Raw genomic sequence first — 16,014 nt, 5'->3', positions numbered from 1 at the left:
GGCATGGACACGCGCGAGCCGCCAACCGACTGGGCCGCGCGCTACCTCGGCGAACTGGCCACCCAGCGCCAGTTGTCGCCACACACGATCGCGGCCTACCGGCGCGACCTGGCCGAGCTCGCGGAGCTGGCCGGCCACAGCGACTGGGCCCGGCTGGTGCACGCCGACATCCGCCGCTTTGCCGGCAAGCTGCATGCCGGTGGCCAGTCCGCGCGCTCCATTGCGCGCAAGCTCTCGGGCTGGCGCGGCTTCTATGAATGGCTGTCGCACCAGACGACGCTTGCCGCCAATCCGGTCGACGGTGTGCGCGCCCCCAAGCGCGCGCAGAGCCTGCCGAAGGCGCTCGCGGTCGACGATGCCGTGCAATTGATGGAAGCAAACCAGCGCGGCCACCTGGAGCCGTTCGAGCTGTGCAATCACGCGATGTTCGAGCTGCTGTATTCGAGCGGGCTGCGCGTGTCGGAACTGGCAGGTCTGGACGTAGCCTGGCAGGATGCGCGTGGCGGTCAGCCGGGCTCGCTGGGCTGGCTCGACCTGCAGGCGGGCGAAGTGGTGGTGACCGGCAAAGGCAACAAGATGCGCCGGGTGCCGGTCGGCGGGCCGGCGCGCGAGGCGCTGGCGCGCTGGCTCGCGGTGCGCCCTGCCGCCCGCGACGGGGGCGCCGCGCTGTTTTTGTCGGCGCGCGACACCCGCATCACGCCGCGCGTCGTGCAAACCCGCCTGAAGCAGCACGCGCTGCGCGCCGGCACGCCGGTGCACGTGCACCCGCACGTGCTGCGCCATTCATTTGCGTCGCACCTGCTGCAATCGTCGGGCGACCTGCGCGCAGTGCAGGAGCTGCTGGGCCACGCCAGCATCACGTCCACGCAAATCTATACGGCCCTGGACTTTCAGCACCTGTCCAAAGTGTATGACGCGGCGCACCCGCGGGCGAAAGCCAAGCCGGAGTCCTGAAGCCGACCGAACCGCGCCCAGCGCGATCGGGTTCAGAAATTTCGTGCATGGTTTGAACGCGATCAGCACGCGACACGCCAGATGGTGAGGTTGCAAGAATTGCGGCATAATCCCCCGGTTCTTTTGTCCAACCTTGATGTCAACCACGAGTAGCGAACCAATGGACCTGATCCCCAGCACCATCCTCACCGGCTTTCTCGGCGCGGGCAAGACCACCCTGCTCAACCGCATCCTGCAGGAAGACCACGGCATGCGCATCGCCGTCATCGAGAACGAATTCGGTGAAGAAAACATCGACAACGAAATCCTGGTGCAGGACTCCGGCGAGCAGATCATCGAGATGAACAACGGCTGCATCTGCTGCACCGTGCGTGGCGACCTGATCGAGGCACTCAACAGCCTGGCGAAAAAACGCGCCGCCGGCGAGATCAGTTTTGACCGCGTCGTCATCGAAACGACGGGCCTGGCCAATCCGGGGCCGGTGGCGCAGACCTTCTTCGTCGACGAAGAAGTTGGCGCCCACTACCTGCTCGACGCCGTCGTGACCGTGGTCGATGCCCGCCATGCGATGGAACAATTGACGGCGCACGAAGAAGCCCAGCGCCAGGTAGGCTTTGCCGACAAGATCCTGCTGTCCAAGACCGACCTGGTCGATGCCACTGCCGTCGATGCGCTCAAGGCGCGCCTGCAGCGCATCAACCCGCGCGCACCGATCGCCACGAGCGACTTCGGCCGCGCGCCGATTGCCGACGTGCTCGACCTGCGCGGCTTCAACCTGAACGACAAGCTGGACATCGACCCCGATTTCCTGCGTGTCGACGGCGAAGACGGGCACGACCATGATCACCAGCACGAGCATGGCACCGATTGCGGCCACGGTCACGACCACGTGCACGATACGTCGTGCAGCCACGACCATCATCACAGCCACCACAGCGACGACATCGCCGCATTCGTGTTCAAGAGCGAGCGCGCATTCGACCCGGAGCGCCTGGAACAATTCCTTGGCAGCCTGGTCCAGGTCTTCGGCCCGCAAATGCTGCGCTACAAGGGCGTTTTGCGAATGGATGGCGTCGATCGCAAGGTCGTGTTCCAGGGTGTGCACCAGATCATGGGCAGCGACGTGGGACCGAAATGGGGGGAGAATGAAACGCCCGCCACCAAGATGGTCTTTATTGGTAAAAATTTACCAAAAGACGTATTTATCCGCGGACTGGAACAGTGTTTGGTATAAACTGCATCAGTTTGACTGGCCAAGCAGGGATGTCCGGCGCGCCATGCGTCGACAGTCTGCCAGGCCGGGCCGCACGGACCGCCACGACGCGCTTCAAACAGCCAGTGGTGAACCGCCCTTGCCGCCCATGCGGCGCGGACGGAGATAGGATGGCGTACCGTCGTCATCAAGGCAGCCTGCCCGGCATGCACCCATTTGTGCGGTGTTACTGATGGGCAAGCTGATAAAATGCAAACCTCTGTCGTATCGAAGGCATCATGACTAAAACAACGAAACCGAATACCGCCCAGTCCGACGAACGCCTCCTGACGGAAGACGAGATTCGCGCGATGAGCGAGGGCGACTACATGAATGCGGCCCAGCTGGCATTCTTCAAGAACCGCCTGCAGGAACTCGAGCGCGAACTGCTCAAGAACGCCGGCGAAACCACGGAACACCTGCGCGAAACCGTGCTGGTTCCCGATCCGGCCGACCGCGCAACCATCGAAGAAGAACATGCGCTCGAACTGCGTACCCGCGACCGCGAGCGCAAGCTGCTCAAGAAAGTCCAGCAGTCGATCCAGTCGATTGACGGCGGCGAATACGGCTGGTGCGAAGAAACCGGCGAGCCGATCGGCATCCCGCGCCTGATCGCCCGCCCTACCGCCACGCTGTCGCTGGAAGCCCAGCAGCGCCGCGAACTCAAGCAGAAGCTGTACGGCGACTGATTGATGACCGTGCTGAACCTTGATTCAGCACCAGCAAAAAAGCATGCGACCCGTCGCATGCTTTTTTTATATGCAGACACCATTTCCTGATGTTTGTAACGACGCATGACAGCCGCCGTCCTGGCCATGCGCGCACGCTACAATTGCTCAATATCCTACCAACATTGCCCTTGGGCTACACTGACGCCCAGCCACGCGTGCTCAGCATCCGTCGCCAGGGTCCGTGCTAAGGTCATGGTGGACACGTTATCGAGACAACTGTGAGCATGGGGCTTTTTTCCTTCCTGAAGAAAAAGAACGATGCGGTGGCCGCGCCCAGCTGGCCGCCACCCGAGTCGCGCCTGCGCAGCGAACCGTCACGCCTGGCGTCCGATGCCGAGCGCGAACGCCAGCGTGAAATCGCCCGCGCCACCGCCGCCAAGATCGACGAAATCGAACTCGAATTTGCATCCGACATGTTCGACGACGAGCCGGCCTGGGACAGCGGCCGCCGCCCCGCCAACGGCGTCACGGTGGCCGCCGCGCCCGATCCCGACGACATCCCCGACCAGGCCGCCGCGCCCGCGAGCGCGCCAGCGGTCGACGAAAGCGCCATCCTGTACGCCAACGGCCAGAGTGCCGCTGCCGAACAATTGCTGCGCGAATCGCTCGCGACGCTGGGCCGCCACGAACGCCTGCCATGGTGGATGCTATTCGACCTGTACCAGGCCGATGGCCGCGAAGAACTGTTCGAGAGCATCGCGATCGATTACGCCAGCCACTTCGAAACCTCGCCGCCCACCTGGAAACCACTCGCGCCCGCCTCGGTGGCCAGCCAGCCGGCGCAGGGACTGACCGCCACCGAAACCTTCGACACGCTGCTCGATGCGACCGTCGCGCCCCGCCTGCGCCGCGTGCTCGAGGCGCAGGCGCCAAACGTGCGGCTCGACTTCGGCAAGGTGCGCAGCATCGACGCGGACGGCGCCGACTGTCTGCTGCCCGCGCTGCAAACGCTGCGCGCGAGCAACCGCGGCCTGGTGCTGGCCGGCGCCGACACCTTGATCACGACGCTGCGCCCGATGCTCGTCATCGGCAAGCGCGGGGCCAGCCCGGCGCCGTGGCTGCTGCTGCTCGAACTGCTGCTGCTGACCAACCGCGAGAAGGATTTCGAAGAAGCAGCGATGGATTACTGCGTCACCTACGAAGTCTCGCCGCCCTCGTTCGAAGCGCCCCGCCACGTCTCGACCGCCGCACCGGCCCCGAGCCACGGCGACCGCTTCATGCTGCCCGCCGTGATCAGCAGCCTGGACCCGGCATTGACGGGGGCCATCGAGGCCTACGCCGCAGAACGCGACACACTCGTGCTCGACTGCTCACGGCTTGCGCGCATGGAGTACGCCGGCGCCGGCAGCCTGCTGGCCCGGCTCGATGCGCAAGCGGCAGCCGGCCGCACGGTCGAGCTGCGCGAACTGAACCACCTCGTGGCCGCCCTGCTGCGGCTGCTGGGCGCCGGCGAGAGCGTTCGGCTGTATCCGCACCGCTATTGACGCTACAGCACGCCCGAAAGCGAGGGTCAGGTCTGACATTCCGACACAATCTCGACAGTAGCGTAGCCGGAACTAGCTGGCACTGGACCATGCGACTACCGGGCAAGACACTGTTGCAAGTGGCTAAGGCTGAGGTCGTGTCCAAATGTCAGACCTGACCCCGGCTGTGGCACTGTTGGAAGTGGCTAAGGCTGAGGTCGTGTCCGAATGTCAGACCTGACCCCGGCTGTGGCAGCGCATCCGTATTTCCCGTTCGGATAATCTTGCAATCCCGCGCACGGTCCCCACCTGCTGGTAGCCAGACAATCACGAGGTAAAAATGGAACAATTTCACGGTACAACCATCGTCAGCGTACGCCGCGGCAATCAGGTCGCGCTCGGCGGCGATGGGCAGGTCACGCTCGGCAACGTCGTCATGAAGGGCTCGGCCCGCAAGGTGCGCAAGCTGTATCAGGGCAAGGTCCTGTGCGGTTTCGCCGGCGGCACCGCCGACGCCTTCACGCTGCTCGATCGCTTCGAGGGCAAACTTGAAAAGCACCAGGGCAACCTGCTGCGCGCCTCGGTCGAGCTGGCCAAGGACTGGCGCACCGACCGCGTGCTGCGCCGCCTGGAAGCCATGCTGCTCGTGGCCGACCGCGAATCTACCCTGATCATCACGGGTAATGGCGACGTGCTCGAGCCGGAAGACGGCATCGGCGCGATCGGCTCCGGTGGCATTTATGCCCAGTCGGCCGCCAAGGCCCTGTACGAGAACACCGACATGGCGCCTGCCGAAGTGGTCAAGAAGGCGCTGACCATCGCGGGCGAACTGTGCATCTACACGAACATGTCCCACATCATCGAGACCCTGGACTGATATGAACAGCTTCATGAACATGACCCCACCCGAAATCGTCTCCGAGCTGGACAAGCACGTCGTCGGCCAGGGCAAGGCCAAGAAGGCCGTCGCGATCGCGCTGCGTAACCGCTGGCGCCGCCAGCAGGTCGAGGAACCGCTGCGTTATGAGATCACACCGAAGAACATCCTGATGATCGGCCCGACGGGCGTCGGCAAGACCGAGATCGCGCGCCGCCTGGCCAAGCTGGCCGATGCGCCATTCATCAAGATCGAAGCGACCAAGTTCACCGAGGTCGGCTATGTCGGGCGGGACGTCGACACCATCATTCGCGACCTGATCGACATCGGCATCAAGCAGACCCGCGCCAGCGAAGCGAAGAAAGTGCGCCAGCGCGCCGAAGACGCGGCCGAAGACCGCATCATCGACATCCTGGTGCCGCCGGCGCGCGACTTTGGCTTCAACACCGCCAATACGCCGGACAGCAAGGAAGGCGACGCCACGCGCCAGACCTTCCGCAAGCGCCTGCGCGAAGGCGCGCTCGACGATCGCGAAATCGAGATTGAAGTGTCCGACGCTGCGCCGCAGATGGAAATCATGGCGCCGCCAGGCATGGAAGAAATGACCGAGCAGATCAAGTCGATGTTTGCCGGCGCCAACGGTGCACGCAAGAAGCCGCGCAAGCTCAAGGTCCAGGAAGCCATGAAGATCCTGATCGACGAAGAAGCGGGCAAGCTGCTCAACGAAGATGAGCTCAAGCAAAAGGCGATTGCCAACGTCGAGCAGAACGGTATCGTGTTCCTCGACGAAATCGACAAGATCGCGACCCGCTCCGAGCACGGTGGCGCCGATGTCTCGCGCGCCGGCGTGCAGCGCGACCTGCTGCCGCTGGTCGAGGGCACGACCGTGAACACCAAGTACGGGATGATCAAGACCGACCACATCCTGTTCATCGCATCGGGCGCGTTCCACCTGTCCAAGCCATCGGACCTGATCCCCGAGTTGCAGGGCCGCTTCCCGATCCGCGTCGAGCTCGAATCGCTGTCGATCGAAGACTTCAAGAGCATCCTGACGTCGACCCACGCCAGCCTGACCAAGCAATACCAGGCGCTGCTGGCCACCGAGGGCGTGCAGGTCGAGTTCCTGGACGAAGGCATCCATCGCCTGGCCGAGATCGCATTCTCGGTCAACGAGCGCACCGAGAACATTGGTGCGCGCCGCCTGTACACGGTAATGGAAAAGCTGCTCGAGGAAATTTCGTTTACTGCCGGGTCGGAAAAAGACCAGGTGGTGCGCATCGACGCTGCCTTTGTCAACGAACGGCTCGACGCGCTGGCGGTCAACGAAGACCTGTCACGCTACGTGCTGTAATTTTTGCGGGAGGCCGGCATGGCAAACAAGGCATTGGCGACGCGGCAAAAAATGCGGTTGCGGATCGAACCGTCGCAGCAAGCGGGCAAGCCGCGCAATCCCATCGCCGCGCTGGCCAAGGCGCGCGCCGCCGGCCCGCATGCCAAGCCGCTCTCGAGCGAGCGCACTGCCGCCAAGCAGGCGCTCAGGAAGGTCAAGCTGGTGGCGGGCGACGACGATTGAACCGGCCCCAGGCACGTTGTGCTTACACTCTTTGCGGACACCTCGGTGTCCGTTTTTTTGGCCAGGGGCGCCATTCAGGTGTACGCGCCTTGTCCGCACCGTGATTCAACGTTAAAGTCAGCCGTTGTCATTTTCTCTGGATCGCCAATGAGTTCACCCGATCTGATCCTGGACGCGCTGCGCATACGCTTGCGCGCCGCCGGCATCACGTATAAAACGCTGTCCGAGCGCATTGGCGTGAGCGAGTCGAGCGTCAAGCGCATGTTCGGGCAAAAGGATATGGCGCTGTCGCGCCTGGCGGAGATTTGCCAAGCTACCGGCATCGGGCTGGAAGACCTGCTGCGCGGTGCAATCGAGGCGCGACCCCAGCTCGATGCGTTGAGCCTGACGCAGGAACGCTCCATCGTTGCCAACCCGCGCCTGCTGTTGATGGCGATCTGCTGCCTGGGCCACTGGAGCATTGAACAGATCATCGAGACCTACGACCTGACCGAGGCCGAGTGCATCACGCTGCTCGCCGAGCTCGACCGGCTGGGGCTGATTGAACTGAAACCGCTGAACCGCTACCTGCTGCGGGTATCGAATGCATTTCGCTGGCTGCCGGATGGCCCGGTGCAGCATTTCTTCCGCGAGAACGTGGTGAACGATTACTTCTCGGGTCGCTTCGATGGGGCGGGCGAAGCGCTGTTGTGCCTGCCGGCGCGGCTGTCGCCGGCCAGTGCGCTCGAACTGTCACTGAAGATCGATCAATTGGCGGCCGAACTGGCGCGGCTGCACCGCAACGACCGGCGCCTGCCGGCCGACGAGCGCAAGGGACATACGCTGCTGCTGGGCTTCCGGTCGTGGGAACTGGCGGCGTTTACGGCATTGCGGCGCTGAGCGGCTACTGCTGCCAACACCGGGCCGATTACATCACCGGCCGCTCGCCGTTCATCGGCTGCGCGTTCTGTGGCATCTGCGGCTGGCCCTGTTGACCCGGGTTGTCCTGCTCCGGCGGCGGATCGCGGGGCTGGCCCTGCATCCCTTGCGGATTGCCATTCGGTGGTGCGCTCTGCATCATCGGCGGCGCGCTGACCACACCCGGCGCCATTTGCGGTTCCATCATCGGCTGCGGCGGCATTGCGCGCGGGACCGGCTGGCTGATCGCACTCGACTGGCCGGCATCGGGCGCCAGTTCGACGCGCTTCATGACGCCGCTATCGGACAACATCACATAACGCCGATGCACTTCGGCCACCACGACGCCGGGCGCGATTTCGCGGCCGATGCGGACCGCTTTCGGCGGCGATCCGTCGGCCACCAGGATCACGGCGCTGTTGGCGCCGGCCGAGACCACGCCGGTCAGCTGGAAACTGGAAATCGCGACCGTCGGCTGCCCGCCAAACAGCGTGGCTGCTGCTTCCGGACTCGGTGCCGGCTGCGTCGCCAGCGGCGCTGCGGCCAGCGGGCGCTGCTCTGGCTTGTACAGCTGCAGGATCCAATAGGCGCCCGATGCGGCCAGCACGAGCAGGGCCAGCAGGGTCAAAAGAAGGGGCAAACGCTTGTTCATGGTGTCTTTCGCATCTCGGTCATTGGCATTGCTGCGCGATTGTCTTATTGCACCAGCTGGTTGATTTCGATGATCGGCATCAGGACGGCCAGCACGATCAGCAGCACGACCAGGCCCATCGCCAGGATCAGCACCGGCTCGAGCAGGCCGGCAATGGTCAGCGTGCGCCGCTCGAGATCGGCCTGCTGCGAATTGGCAGCGCGCTCGAGCATGGCCGGCAGTTCGCCGGTGATCTCGCCAGCGCGGATCATGTGCACGAGCATCGGTGGAAACAGCTTTTGCGCCGACAGCGCGCGCGCCAGGCTCACACCTTCACGCACGCTGGCCGTGGCCTGCTCGACCAGTTCGGCCATCGCCACGTTCGACAGCGTTTCGCGGCTGGTGTCGAGCGCGCGCAGGATCGGCACGCCCGAGCCGGTGGTGATCGCCAGCGTGCTGGCAAAACGCGCGGTATTCAGGCTGCGCTCGAACTTGCCGTAGATGGGCGCGGTCAGCAGCCACGTGTGCCAGCGGCGCTTGAGCACGGGATTGCGCAGCGCGCGCCGCCACAGCCAGAACGCGCCGGCAATCAGGATGCCGACAACAATGCCATACGCGCGCACGAAGTCGGACACGGCCAGCATGACGACCGTGAGGAATGGCAGCTTTTGCTTGGTGTTGGCAAATACCGAGACGATCTGCGGCACCACGTAGGTGAGCAGGAAAATCACGATCGCAAACGCGACGACGGTGACAATCGCCGGATACGTGAACGCCAGGCGCACCTTCTGCACAAGGGCGTTGCGGCGCTCGATGTAGTCGGCCAGGCGCGAGAGCACACGCGACAGTTGGCCGATCTGCTCGCCCGAGCCGACCAGGGCCCGATAAATCTCGGCGAAGTCACGCGGGTGGTGCGTCAGGGCGGTGGAGAATGCCGAGCCACCGATGACTTCGGCGCGGATCGACGCGACCAGGTCGCGCACGTACGGCCGCTCGGCCTGTTCGAGCAGAGCGGTAAACGCTTGCTCGAGCGGCAGCCCGGCCTCCAGCAGGCTGGCCAGCTGGCGCGTGAACAGCGCCAGTTCGTTTTGCGACAGGCGCTCGCCGATGCCGCGCGAACGGGCCACGCCGGCGGCGTCGAGCTGGGCAGCGATGGCTTCGACGCTCAGCGGCGTCAGGCCCTGTGCGCGCAGGTCGGCGCGCGCGGCGCGCGGGCTGTCGGCGTTGACCACGCCCTTGCGGGTAGCGCCCCCGTTGTCGACGGCCTCGTAACGAAATGCCGGCATCGGTTAGTCCTTGGTCACGCGCACGATTTCGGCCCGTGTGGTGGTGCCATCGAGCAGCCAGCGTTCGCCGTCCTCGCGCATGGTCTTCATGCCCACGCCCAGCGCCGCGACACGGATGTCGGCTTCGGACGCCCGGTTGTGGATCTGGGCGCGGATCTGGTCGGTGGTCTCGAGCAGTTCGTAGACGCCGACCCGGCCGTGGTAGCCGGTATGGCCGCAGCGCTCGCAACCAACCGCGTGCCAGGTCGTGCCGTCGAAGGTCTTGCACTGCGAGCACAGTTTACGCACGAGGCGCTGGGCCATCACGCCCAGCAGCGACGACGACAGCAGGAACGGTTCGATGCCCATGTCGAGCAGGCGCGTCACGGCCGAGGCCGCATCGTTGGTGTGCAGCGTGGCCAGCACCAGGTGACCCGTCAGCGAGGCCTGGACGGCGATCTGCGCCGTTTCCAGGTCGCGGATCTCGCCGATCATGATGATGTCAGGATCTTGCCGCAGGATGGCGCGCAGCGCTTTTGCAAACGTCATGTCGATACGGGCATTGACCTGGGTCTGGCCGACGCCGTTCAGGTCGTACTCGATCGGGTCTTCGACCGTCATGATGTTGGCCGTCGCCGCGTTCAGGCGCGACAGCGCCGCGTACAGCGTCGTGGTCTTGCCCGAGCCGGTCGGGCCCGTGACCAGCACGATGCCGTGCGGCTGGTTGATCAGGCGGTCGAACTGCGGCAGCAGGTCGCTGGCCATGCCCAGGTGCGACAGGTCGAGGCGCCCTGCTTCTTTGTCGAGCAGACGCAGCACGGCGCGTTCGCCGTGGCCGGTCGGCAGCGTCGAGACGCGCACGTCGACTGGTTTGCCACCCACGCGCAGCGTGATGCGGCCATCCTGCGGCAGGCGTTTTTCGGCGATGTCGAGCTGCGACATGATCTTGATACGCGAGATCAGCGACGCGTGAATGGCCTTTTTGGGCCGCACGATGTCGCGCAGTGCGCCGTCGATCCGGAAGCGCACGACCGACGTCTGCTCGAACGGTTCAATGTGGATATCGGACGCGCCTTCGCGCAGGGATTGCGTCAGCAGCGCGTTGATCATGCGAATTACGGGCGCGTCGTCGGACGATTCGAGCAGGTCTTCGATCGCCGGGACGTCCTGCAACAGCTTGGTCAGGTCGAGGTCAGCATCGAATTCGTCGACCACCTGCGAGGCGTCGTTGCCGCCACCGGCATACGCGCCGGCGATGACTGTGTCGAGCTCGTCCTTGTCCATGCGGCGCAACTGGATGCGGCCGAAGCGGCGCGACACTTCGGCGATGGCGGCCGGCGCGGTCGCGCTGGAGACCAGCACTTCGACGCTCTGGCCCGGCTCGCCAGTGCCGCGCGCCAGGACAACGTGGTCACGGGCGAACGCGTAGGGCAAGAGATTGGTCATGTGATTACTCCCGGTTCGGTGGCGTCACCGGGCGAAATTGCGAGGCTGGCACGGGGGCGCCAGATACTGCGCCAGATGCTGCGCCCGGTGCGGTTTCTGCCCCATTGCTCGCCGGGTTCGCAGAGCTTGAACGCGAGGCGCCCGGACGATTGGCCGCGCCATCGTTCGATGCGCCTGGCGCGGCGTTGGCCGGCGGCGGGGCCTGGACCGGCACGGTGGCCATGCTGCCGCCTGCCGGCGGCTGACCGCCGACCAGCGGCGGCAACAGCGGCGCGCCCAGGTCACGCAGCAGCGGCGACGTTTCTGGCCGGCCAGCCGCGCCGGCGGCGCGCATGAATTCGTAGCGGTCCATCGCGATCGAGTTCGATGCATCCTTGCTGCGCACCACGACCGGACGCAGGAACACCATCAGGTTGGTCTTGTTGCGCGAGCGTGTGCGGTACTTGAACAGGTTGCCCAGCACCGGGATATCGCCCAGGCCGCGCACTTTTTCTTCGCCGTCGCCTTCGGTGTCTTCGATCAGGCCACCCAGCACGATGATCTGGCCGTCGTCGGCCAGCACATTGCTTTCGATGGCGCGCACATTGGTCGTCAGGCCCGACGCCAGGTTGCGGGTGGACGCATCGACGCTCGAATTCTCGTGGTAGATGGCCATCTTGATGGTGCCGCCTTCCGAGATCTGCGGACGCACCTTGAGCAGCAGGCCGACGTCTTGCCGTTCGACCGTCTGGAACGGGTTGCCGCTGTTATTGCCCGACGTGGTGTATGAGCCCGTAATGATCGGCACGTTCTGACCGACCTTGATGGTGGCCAGTTCGTTGTCGAGCGTGATCAGGTTTGGCGTCGACAGGATGTTGGCGTTGCCATCGTTTTCCAGTGCACGGGCCACGGCGCCAAGGCCGAGCTCGCCGCCAATCTGGCGGAACAGGCCGAAAGTCAGGCCCGTCGGTATGTTTGGCGTGGTCGTGGCGCCCGTCCCCTGGCTGGCTGCCAGCGCGAGGTTGACGATGCTGTTGCTCGAGCTGCCGCCGGTGTAGTTCTGCACGCCGCCGAAGCGGTATTTGCTGTCGGAGTCGCCCGTGGCGCCGACCCATTGCACACCGAATTCGGACGCCTTGTTGGACGTGACTTCGACCACCAGTGCCTCGATGTACACCTGGGCGCGGCGCACGTCGAGCTGGTCGATGACCGAGCGCAGGTTGCGGTAGACCGCGTCCGGCGCGGTGATGATCAGGCTGTTGGTCGACGCATCGGCCTGGATGAAGCCGGAACCCTGGCCGCCGCCCGCGCCGCCCGCATTGGCGGTGAGCTGGCTTTGCTGGCCAAAGGTGTTGCCGGTGCCGCCCATGCCGGTGCTGCTCTGCTGGCCTTGCTGGCCGCCCAGGCCACCGGCACCGCTGCCGCCCTGCCCGCTGCCGGTGGCCGACGTGATCGAACTGCCCGACGTGCCCTGCTGCTGCACCGGCACGGCCGAGGCATCTTGCGAGACGACGGCGCGCAGCGTTTGCGCGACGCGGCTGGCGTCGGCGTTTTTCAGGTAGACGACGTGGATATTGCCGCGGGTGGAGCTTTCTTGATCCAGGCGCGCGATCAGGCTCTTGGCCAGGTTGGCACGGGCCTGCGACGGCGCGCGTACGATGACGGCATTGGTGCGCGGATCGGCCAGCACCGTGACACGACCCGAGTCGCCGCCGGCAGCCGGTTCCATCAGGCGCGTGACGAGTTGCGCGATATCGCTGGCGATGGCGTTGCGGATCGGGATCACGTCGAGATCGGCCGCCACCGGCGCGTCGAGCGCGGCGATGATGCGTGCCAGGCGGCGCAAATTGTCGGCGTAATCGGTCACGACCAGGGTGTTGTTGCCCGGGTTGGCCATGATCGAGTTGTTCGGCGAAATCAGCGGCCGCAGCACGGCGGTGAGGTTGGCGGCCGATTCGTACGACAGGTAGAACACCTGCGTGGCGATCTGGTCGCCGGTGGCCTTGCTGGAGCGCACGCCGCCCACTTGCGTGGGTGAGGATTGCAGCTTGGCTTCGGCTTCGGGCACCACCTTGGCATACCCATCGCCGCTGGTGACCACTGCGAAGCCCTGCAGGCGCAGGGTCGACGTGAGCAGGCCAAAGGCTTCGCTCTTGCTGAGCGACTTTTCGGATACGAGCGTCAGCGTGCCCTTCACGCGCGGGTCGATGATGAAGGTCATGCCGGTGTAGTGACCGATCGCCTTGATCACCGATTCGATGTCGGCATTCACGAAGCTGAGCGCTGCGGCGTTCGCAGTCTCTTGCGCGGAGGCCGACAATGGCAGGGCCAGGGTCGTGACGACAGCGGAAGCGGCGCAGCACAGCATGGCGCCGGCGGCAAGACGGCGCAGGGCCGGAAGTTCAAGGTGCGCGAAGGTGGTGTGGTCTGTTTTCTTCATTATCTGAACTCGAGTGCGATTACGTTTTTGCCGTTCACCATCCGGCGCTGTCCCAGCAGATTCAACATGGTTCCCAGAGTGTCTTCATAGCCATCGGCGGCCGCTGCCTGGCCTGAAAAACGCAGGCGGCCGTTCTGCAATGTGCCTGCGCCCGACAGCAGCAGGGCGCCGCGCACGGTACGCAGCGTCAGATCGGCCTGCGGTCCGCGCCAGTCCATGATCATTTCGTAGCTGCCCAGCGGCTTGATGGGCGACATGCGCGAACCCATGTCGCTCATCGACAGCGTGGTACGACCCTGCAGCGTCACGATGTTTTGCTGACGCAGCAGGTCCAGCGTATTCCAGGAAAGCCGGATGCGGCCGGTGGGCGCGAGTGTGTTGAGCGGCGCGCCCAGGCCGACCAGCCCCTCGGCTGGCAGCAGGAGTTCGCCGGCATTGACCTGCCACTGCGACCAGCTGCCCTGCACGCGCACCGGATTGGCCAGCGCCTGCGGATTCTCGAGCGTCATGTTCACGTTGCCCAGCACCACCAGTGGCGACAGGGTCCAGGCAAAACGGCCTGGCAGCAATGGCGTCACCGCACCGCCCTGGCCCGGCGCCCCGCCGATAAAGGCCGAGCCGCGCCAAAGCGTACCCTGCGCATCCCCCAGCGTCAATCGACCGCCGGTCTGGCGTTCGACCATGGGGCCAAGCCAGGCCGCCGGCAGGAACGCCAGCACTGTGATTACCACGGCCAGCGCCACCAGCAGGCCCCACGTCAGCGCCCGCCTCATGCAGCCGGCTCGGTGCTTTGACGCAGCGTGAGCGTGGCATCGACCTGGCCAAGGGCATCCTTGGCGGTAAATTGCGCGTCCTGCACCAGCAGGCGGCTGTCGCGGCGTTGCGCGTCGAGCCAGGCCATCAGGTTGGCGAACGAGACGCCATTAAGTTGCACCTTGGTGTATTCGCCACTGACCGACAGCGACGCCGGATTCAGACCGCTGGCCGTCATGCTGGCAGCCAGCGCCTCGCGCGTGACGGGTGCGACGGCCGGCGCCGGCTGGGCCGCGACGGCGCGCGCTTCGGCCGCCAGCGCGTCGAGCTGCGCGGCTTGCTGGCGCAGTTCGGGCAGCGCGCGGCGCAATTGTTCGCGACCGGTCAGCGCCGGTTCGAGCAGTACCAGGTACAGCAGCGTCAAGGCCACCACGCCGCCGCCGACGAGCAGGAACTTGCGTTCTTGCGCGGTGCGCGCGCTCCAGTAGCCGCCCATGCGTTCGCGCAGGCCGCTCAGTTTGCCGATGGCGCTCATGGCTTGGCTCCCGTGCTGCGGATCAGCCAGGTAGTCGCGTCGGGCGACTCCAGGCTGAGGTTACGTGACGACAGGGACGCGCGGAGCTGGTCGGCCATGCCGGGGTTGGTGGACTCTGGTTTGACGCGCACGGTAAGGGTCCGTTCGCGGTAATCGATTGATGCAATCGCAGGCGGCACGCCCAGCGTGCGTGTCGCTTCGCCGAAGGCGGCGGCCATCCAGTTGAACTCGTTGCCGGCCACCTGACCGCTGCCCGCCTTGGCGCGATCGATGTTCTGGCGCATTTGCGCGACCGGATCGATGGCCGGCTGGTTTGGGTAGACCGAGCGGAACGTTTGGCTCATCTGCAGGCGCACGGCGTCGGCTTCGCGCTTCAGGCCCAGCCATTCGACATTCAGGCCGATCAGGTTGATCGCCACGGCCGCCAGCGCCAGGCGGATCGGCCAGCGCCAGCGGCGCCAGTCGCGCTGCGCGACGCCGGCCGTGCCCAGGCCCGGCACCAGGTCGAGCACGGGGCCGGTGCTGCCCCTGGCGCCGGCGATCCAGTGCGCCCAGTCGTCGCTTTCCAGCGTGATGCCGGGGCCGGCTTCGGCCACGAGCGCATTGTATTCACCCAGCTGTTCACGGTCGACGTACAGCACCAGCGGCGCATCACCCGACAGCGCGCGCGCCGTTTGCAGCGCCATCACCGGGCTGCCGTCGAGCGCCAGGCCCAGGCCATCGTACTGGCTCTGGCGCAGGATCAGTTCGCCGTTGCCGACGGCGGCGCTGACGCTGCCCGGGTGCAGCGGCAGGCACAATTGCTCAGGGATGGCGGCAATCTGGCGCGCACCGAGCGCGAGCAGCGCGCGCACGAGCGGCTCGAGCCAGGCCTGCTGCACCACGGCCACAGGCCGGCGGCCATCGAGCTGCACGGGACCGGCCACCAGCACGCAATCGAGCGGGTCGCCCAGGATATGTTCTTCGACGAGCGCCGGCAGCGCTGCGCGCAGGCGGGCGCCGGCCAGCGGCGGGGCTTGCACGGACAGCAGCGTGACGTCGCTGGCGGCCAGCACCAGCACCACGCGCCGGCTGGCGGCAACGACGTCGCCCAGATTACGCAGCACGCCCTCGCCCTGCTGGCCGATGGCGCCGTTGTCGCCGACCAGCGCGAAGCGGCACAGGGCGCCTTCGCCCTGGCTGCGTGCCGGATGCCGGATATAAAGAGTACTCAAACTG

The 16,014-nt window shown here is 65.6% G+C and carries 15 protein-coding genes; 8 read left to right on the top strand and 7 right to left on the bottom strand.

Annotated elements, in window-relative coordinates:
• Window positions 1-3: 3 nt before the first annotated feature.
• The 8 genes from xerC to ACZ0AJ_RS20760 all read left to right on the top strand — a co-directional run bounded on the left by xerC (window position 4) and on the right by ACZ0AJ_RS20760 (window position 7,729).
• Window positions 4-954: a tyrosine recombinase XerC gene (gene xerC / locus ACZ0AJ_RS20795; RefSeq protein ID WP_183554529.1), complete on the top strand. Its 951-nt coding sequence runs from the start codon at window positions 4-6 to the stop codon at window positions 952-954.
• Window positions 955-1,114: 160 nt separating this feature from the next.
• Window positions 1,115-2,188 carry a CobW family GTP-binding protein gene (locus tag ACZ0AJ_RS20790; RefSeq protein WP_499456337.1) on the top strand — a complete coding sequence of 358 codons (1,074 nt, stop codon included), beginning with the start codon at window positions 1,115-1,117 and terminating at the stop codon, window positions 2,186-2,188.
• Between the two features lie 257 nt (window positions 2,189-2,445).
• Window positions 2,446-2,895 carry an RNA polymerase-binding protein DksA gene (gene dksA / locus ACZ0AJ_RS20785; protein WP_183554535.1) on the top strand — a complete coding sequence of 150 codons (450 nt, stop codon included), beginning with the start codon at window positions 2,446-2,448 and terminating at the stop codon, window positions 2,893-2,895.
• Between the two features lie 266 nt (window positions 2,896-3,161).
• Window positions 3,162-4,421: an STAS domain-containing protein gene (locus ACZ0AJ_RS20780; RefSeq protein WP_499456335.1), complete on the top strand. Its 1,260-nt coding sequence runs from the start codon at window positions 3,162-3,164 to the stop codon at window positions 4,419-4,421.
• A gap of 319 nt (window positions 4,422-4,740) precedes the next feature.
• Window positions 4,741-5,277 carry an ATP-dependent protease subunit HslV gene (hslV, locus tag ACZ0AJ_RS20775; protein ID WP_183554537.1) on the top strand — a complete coding sequence of 179 codons (537 nt, stop codon included), beginning with the start codon at window positions 4,741-4,743 and terminating at the stop codon, window positions 5,275-5,277.
• A 13-nt stretch (window positions 5,278-5,290) separates the two neighbouring features.
• Window positions 5,291-6,628, top strand: coding sequence for an ATP-dependent protease ATPase subunit HslU (gene hslU / locus ACZ0AJ_RS20770; RefSeq protein WP_183554539.1), 1,338 nt, complete (start codon window positions 5,291-5,293; stop codon window positions 6,626-6,628).
• Window positions 6,629-6,646: 18 nt separating this feature from the next.
• Complete coding sequence (locus ACZ0AJ_RS20765; RefSeq protein WP_183554541.1) at window positions 6,647-6,850, top strand: hypothetical protein; 204 nt, start codon at window positions 6,647-6,649, stop codon at window positions 6,848-6,850.
• 147 nt (window positions 6,851-6,997) lie between these two features.
• On the top strand, window positions 6,998-7,729 hold the full coding sequence (locus ACZ0AJ_RS20760) for a helix-turn-helix domain-containing protein (protein ID WP_183554543.1): 732 nt from the start codon (window positions 6,998-7,000) through the stop codon (window positions 7,727-7,729).
• A gap of 28 nt (window positions 7,730-7,757) precedes the next feature.
• Here the strand turns inward: ACZ0AJ_RS20760 and ACZ0AJ_RS20755 are convergent, their stop codons facing one another.
• The 7 genes from ACZ0AJ_RS20755 to gspL are packed head-to-tail and all read right to left on the bottom strand — an operon-like array spanning window position 7,758 to window position 16,010.
• Window positions 7,758-8,399 carry a hypothetical protein gene (locus tag ACZ0AJ_RS20755; RefSeq protein ID WP_258837064.1) on the bottom strand — a complete coding sequence of 214 codons (642 nt, stop codon included), beginning with the start codon at window positions 8,397-8,399 and terminating at the stop codon, window positions 7,758-7,760.
• A 44-nt stretch (window positions 8,400-8,443) separates the two neighbouring features.
• Window positions 8,444-9,664 carry a type II secretion system inner membrane protein GspF gene (gene gspF, locus ACZ0AJ_RS20750; RefSeq protein ID WP_499456334.1) on the bottom strand — a complete coding sequence of 407 codons (1,221 nt, stop codon included), beginning with the start codon at window positions 9,662-9,664 and terminating at the stop codon, window positions 8,444-8,446.
• Between the two features lie 3 nt (window positions 9,665-9,667).
• The gene (gspE, locus tag ACZ0AJ_RS20745; protein ID WP_183554549.1) at window positions 9,668-11,089 is read right to left on the bottom strand and encodes a type II secretion system ATPase GspE; all 1,422 of its coding nucleotides are present in this window, start codon (window positions 11,087-11,089) and stop codon (window positions 9,668-9,670) included.
• A gap of 4 nt (window positions 11,090-11,093) precedes the next feature.
• On the bottom strand, window positions 11,094-13,508 hold the full coding sequence (gene gspD, locus ACZ0AJ_RS20740; RefSeq protein ID WP_499456332.1) for a type II secretion system secretin GspD: 2,415 nt from the start codon (window positions 13,506-13,508) through the stop codon (window positions 11,094-11,096).
• The gene (gspN, locus tag ACZ0AJ_RS20735; protein WP_499456331.1) at window positions 13,508-14,281 is read right to left on the bottom strand and encodes a type II secretion system protein N; all 774 of its coding nucleotides are present in this window, start codon (window positions 14,279-14,281) and stop codon (window positions 13,508-13,510) included. The genes gspD and gspN overlap by 1 nt, the downstream gene beginning before the upstream one ends.
• Complete coding sequence (locus tag ACZ0AJ_RS20730) at window positions 14,278-14,796, bottom strand: type II secretion system protein M (RefSeq protein ID WP_499456330.1); 519 nt, start codon at window positions 14,794-14,796, stop codon at window positions 14,278-14,280. Before ACZ0AJ_RS20730 ends, gspN begins: the two co-directional genes overlap by 4 nt.
• Entirely contained in the window at window positions 14,793-16,010 is a 1,218-nt protein-coding gene (gene gspL, locus ACZ0AJ_RS20725) for a type II secretion system protein GspL (RefSeq protein WP_499456329.1), read from the bottom strand. Before gspL ends, ACZ0AJ_RS20730 begins: the two co-directional genes overlap by 4 nt.
• Between the last annotated feature and the right edge of the window lie 4 nt (window positions 16,011-16,014).

Source organism: Telluria sp. AC161, from assembly GCF_979258535.1.
The sequence above is the reverse complement of the archived record's forward strand: the minus strand, read 5'-3'. Positions and strand labels throughout refer to the sequence as shown.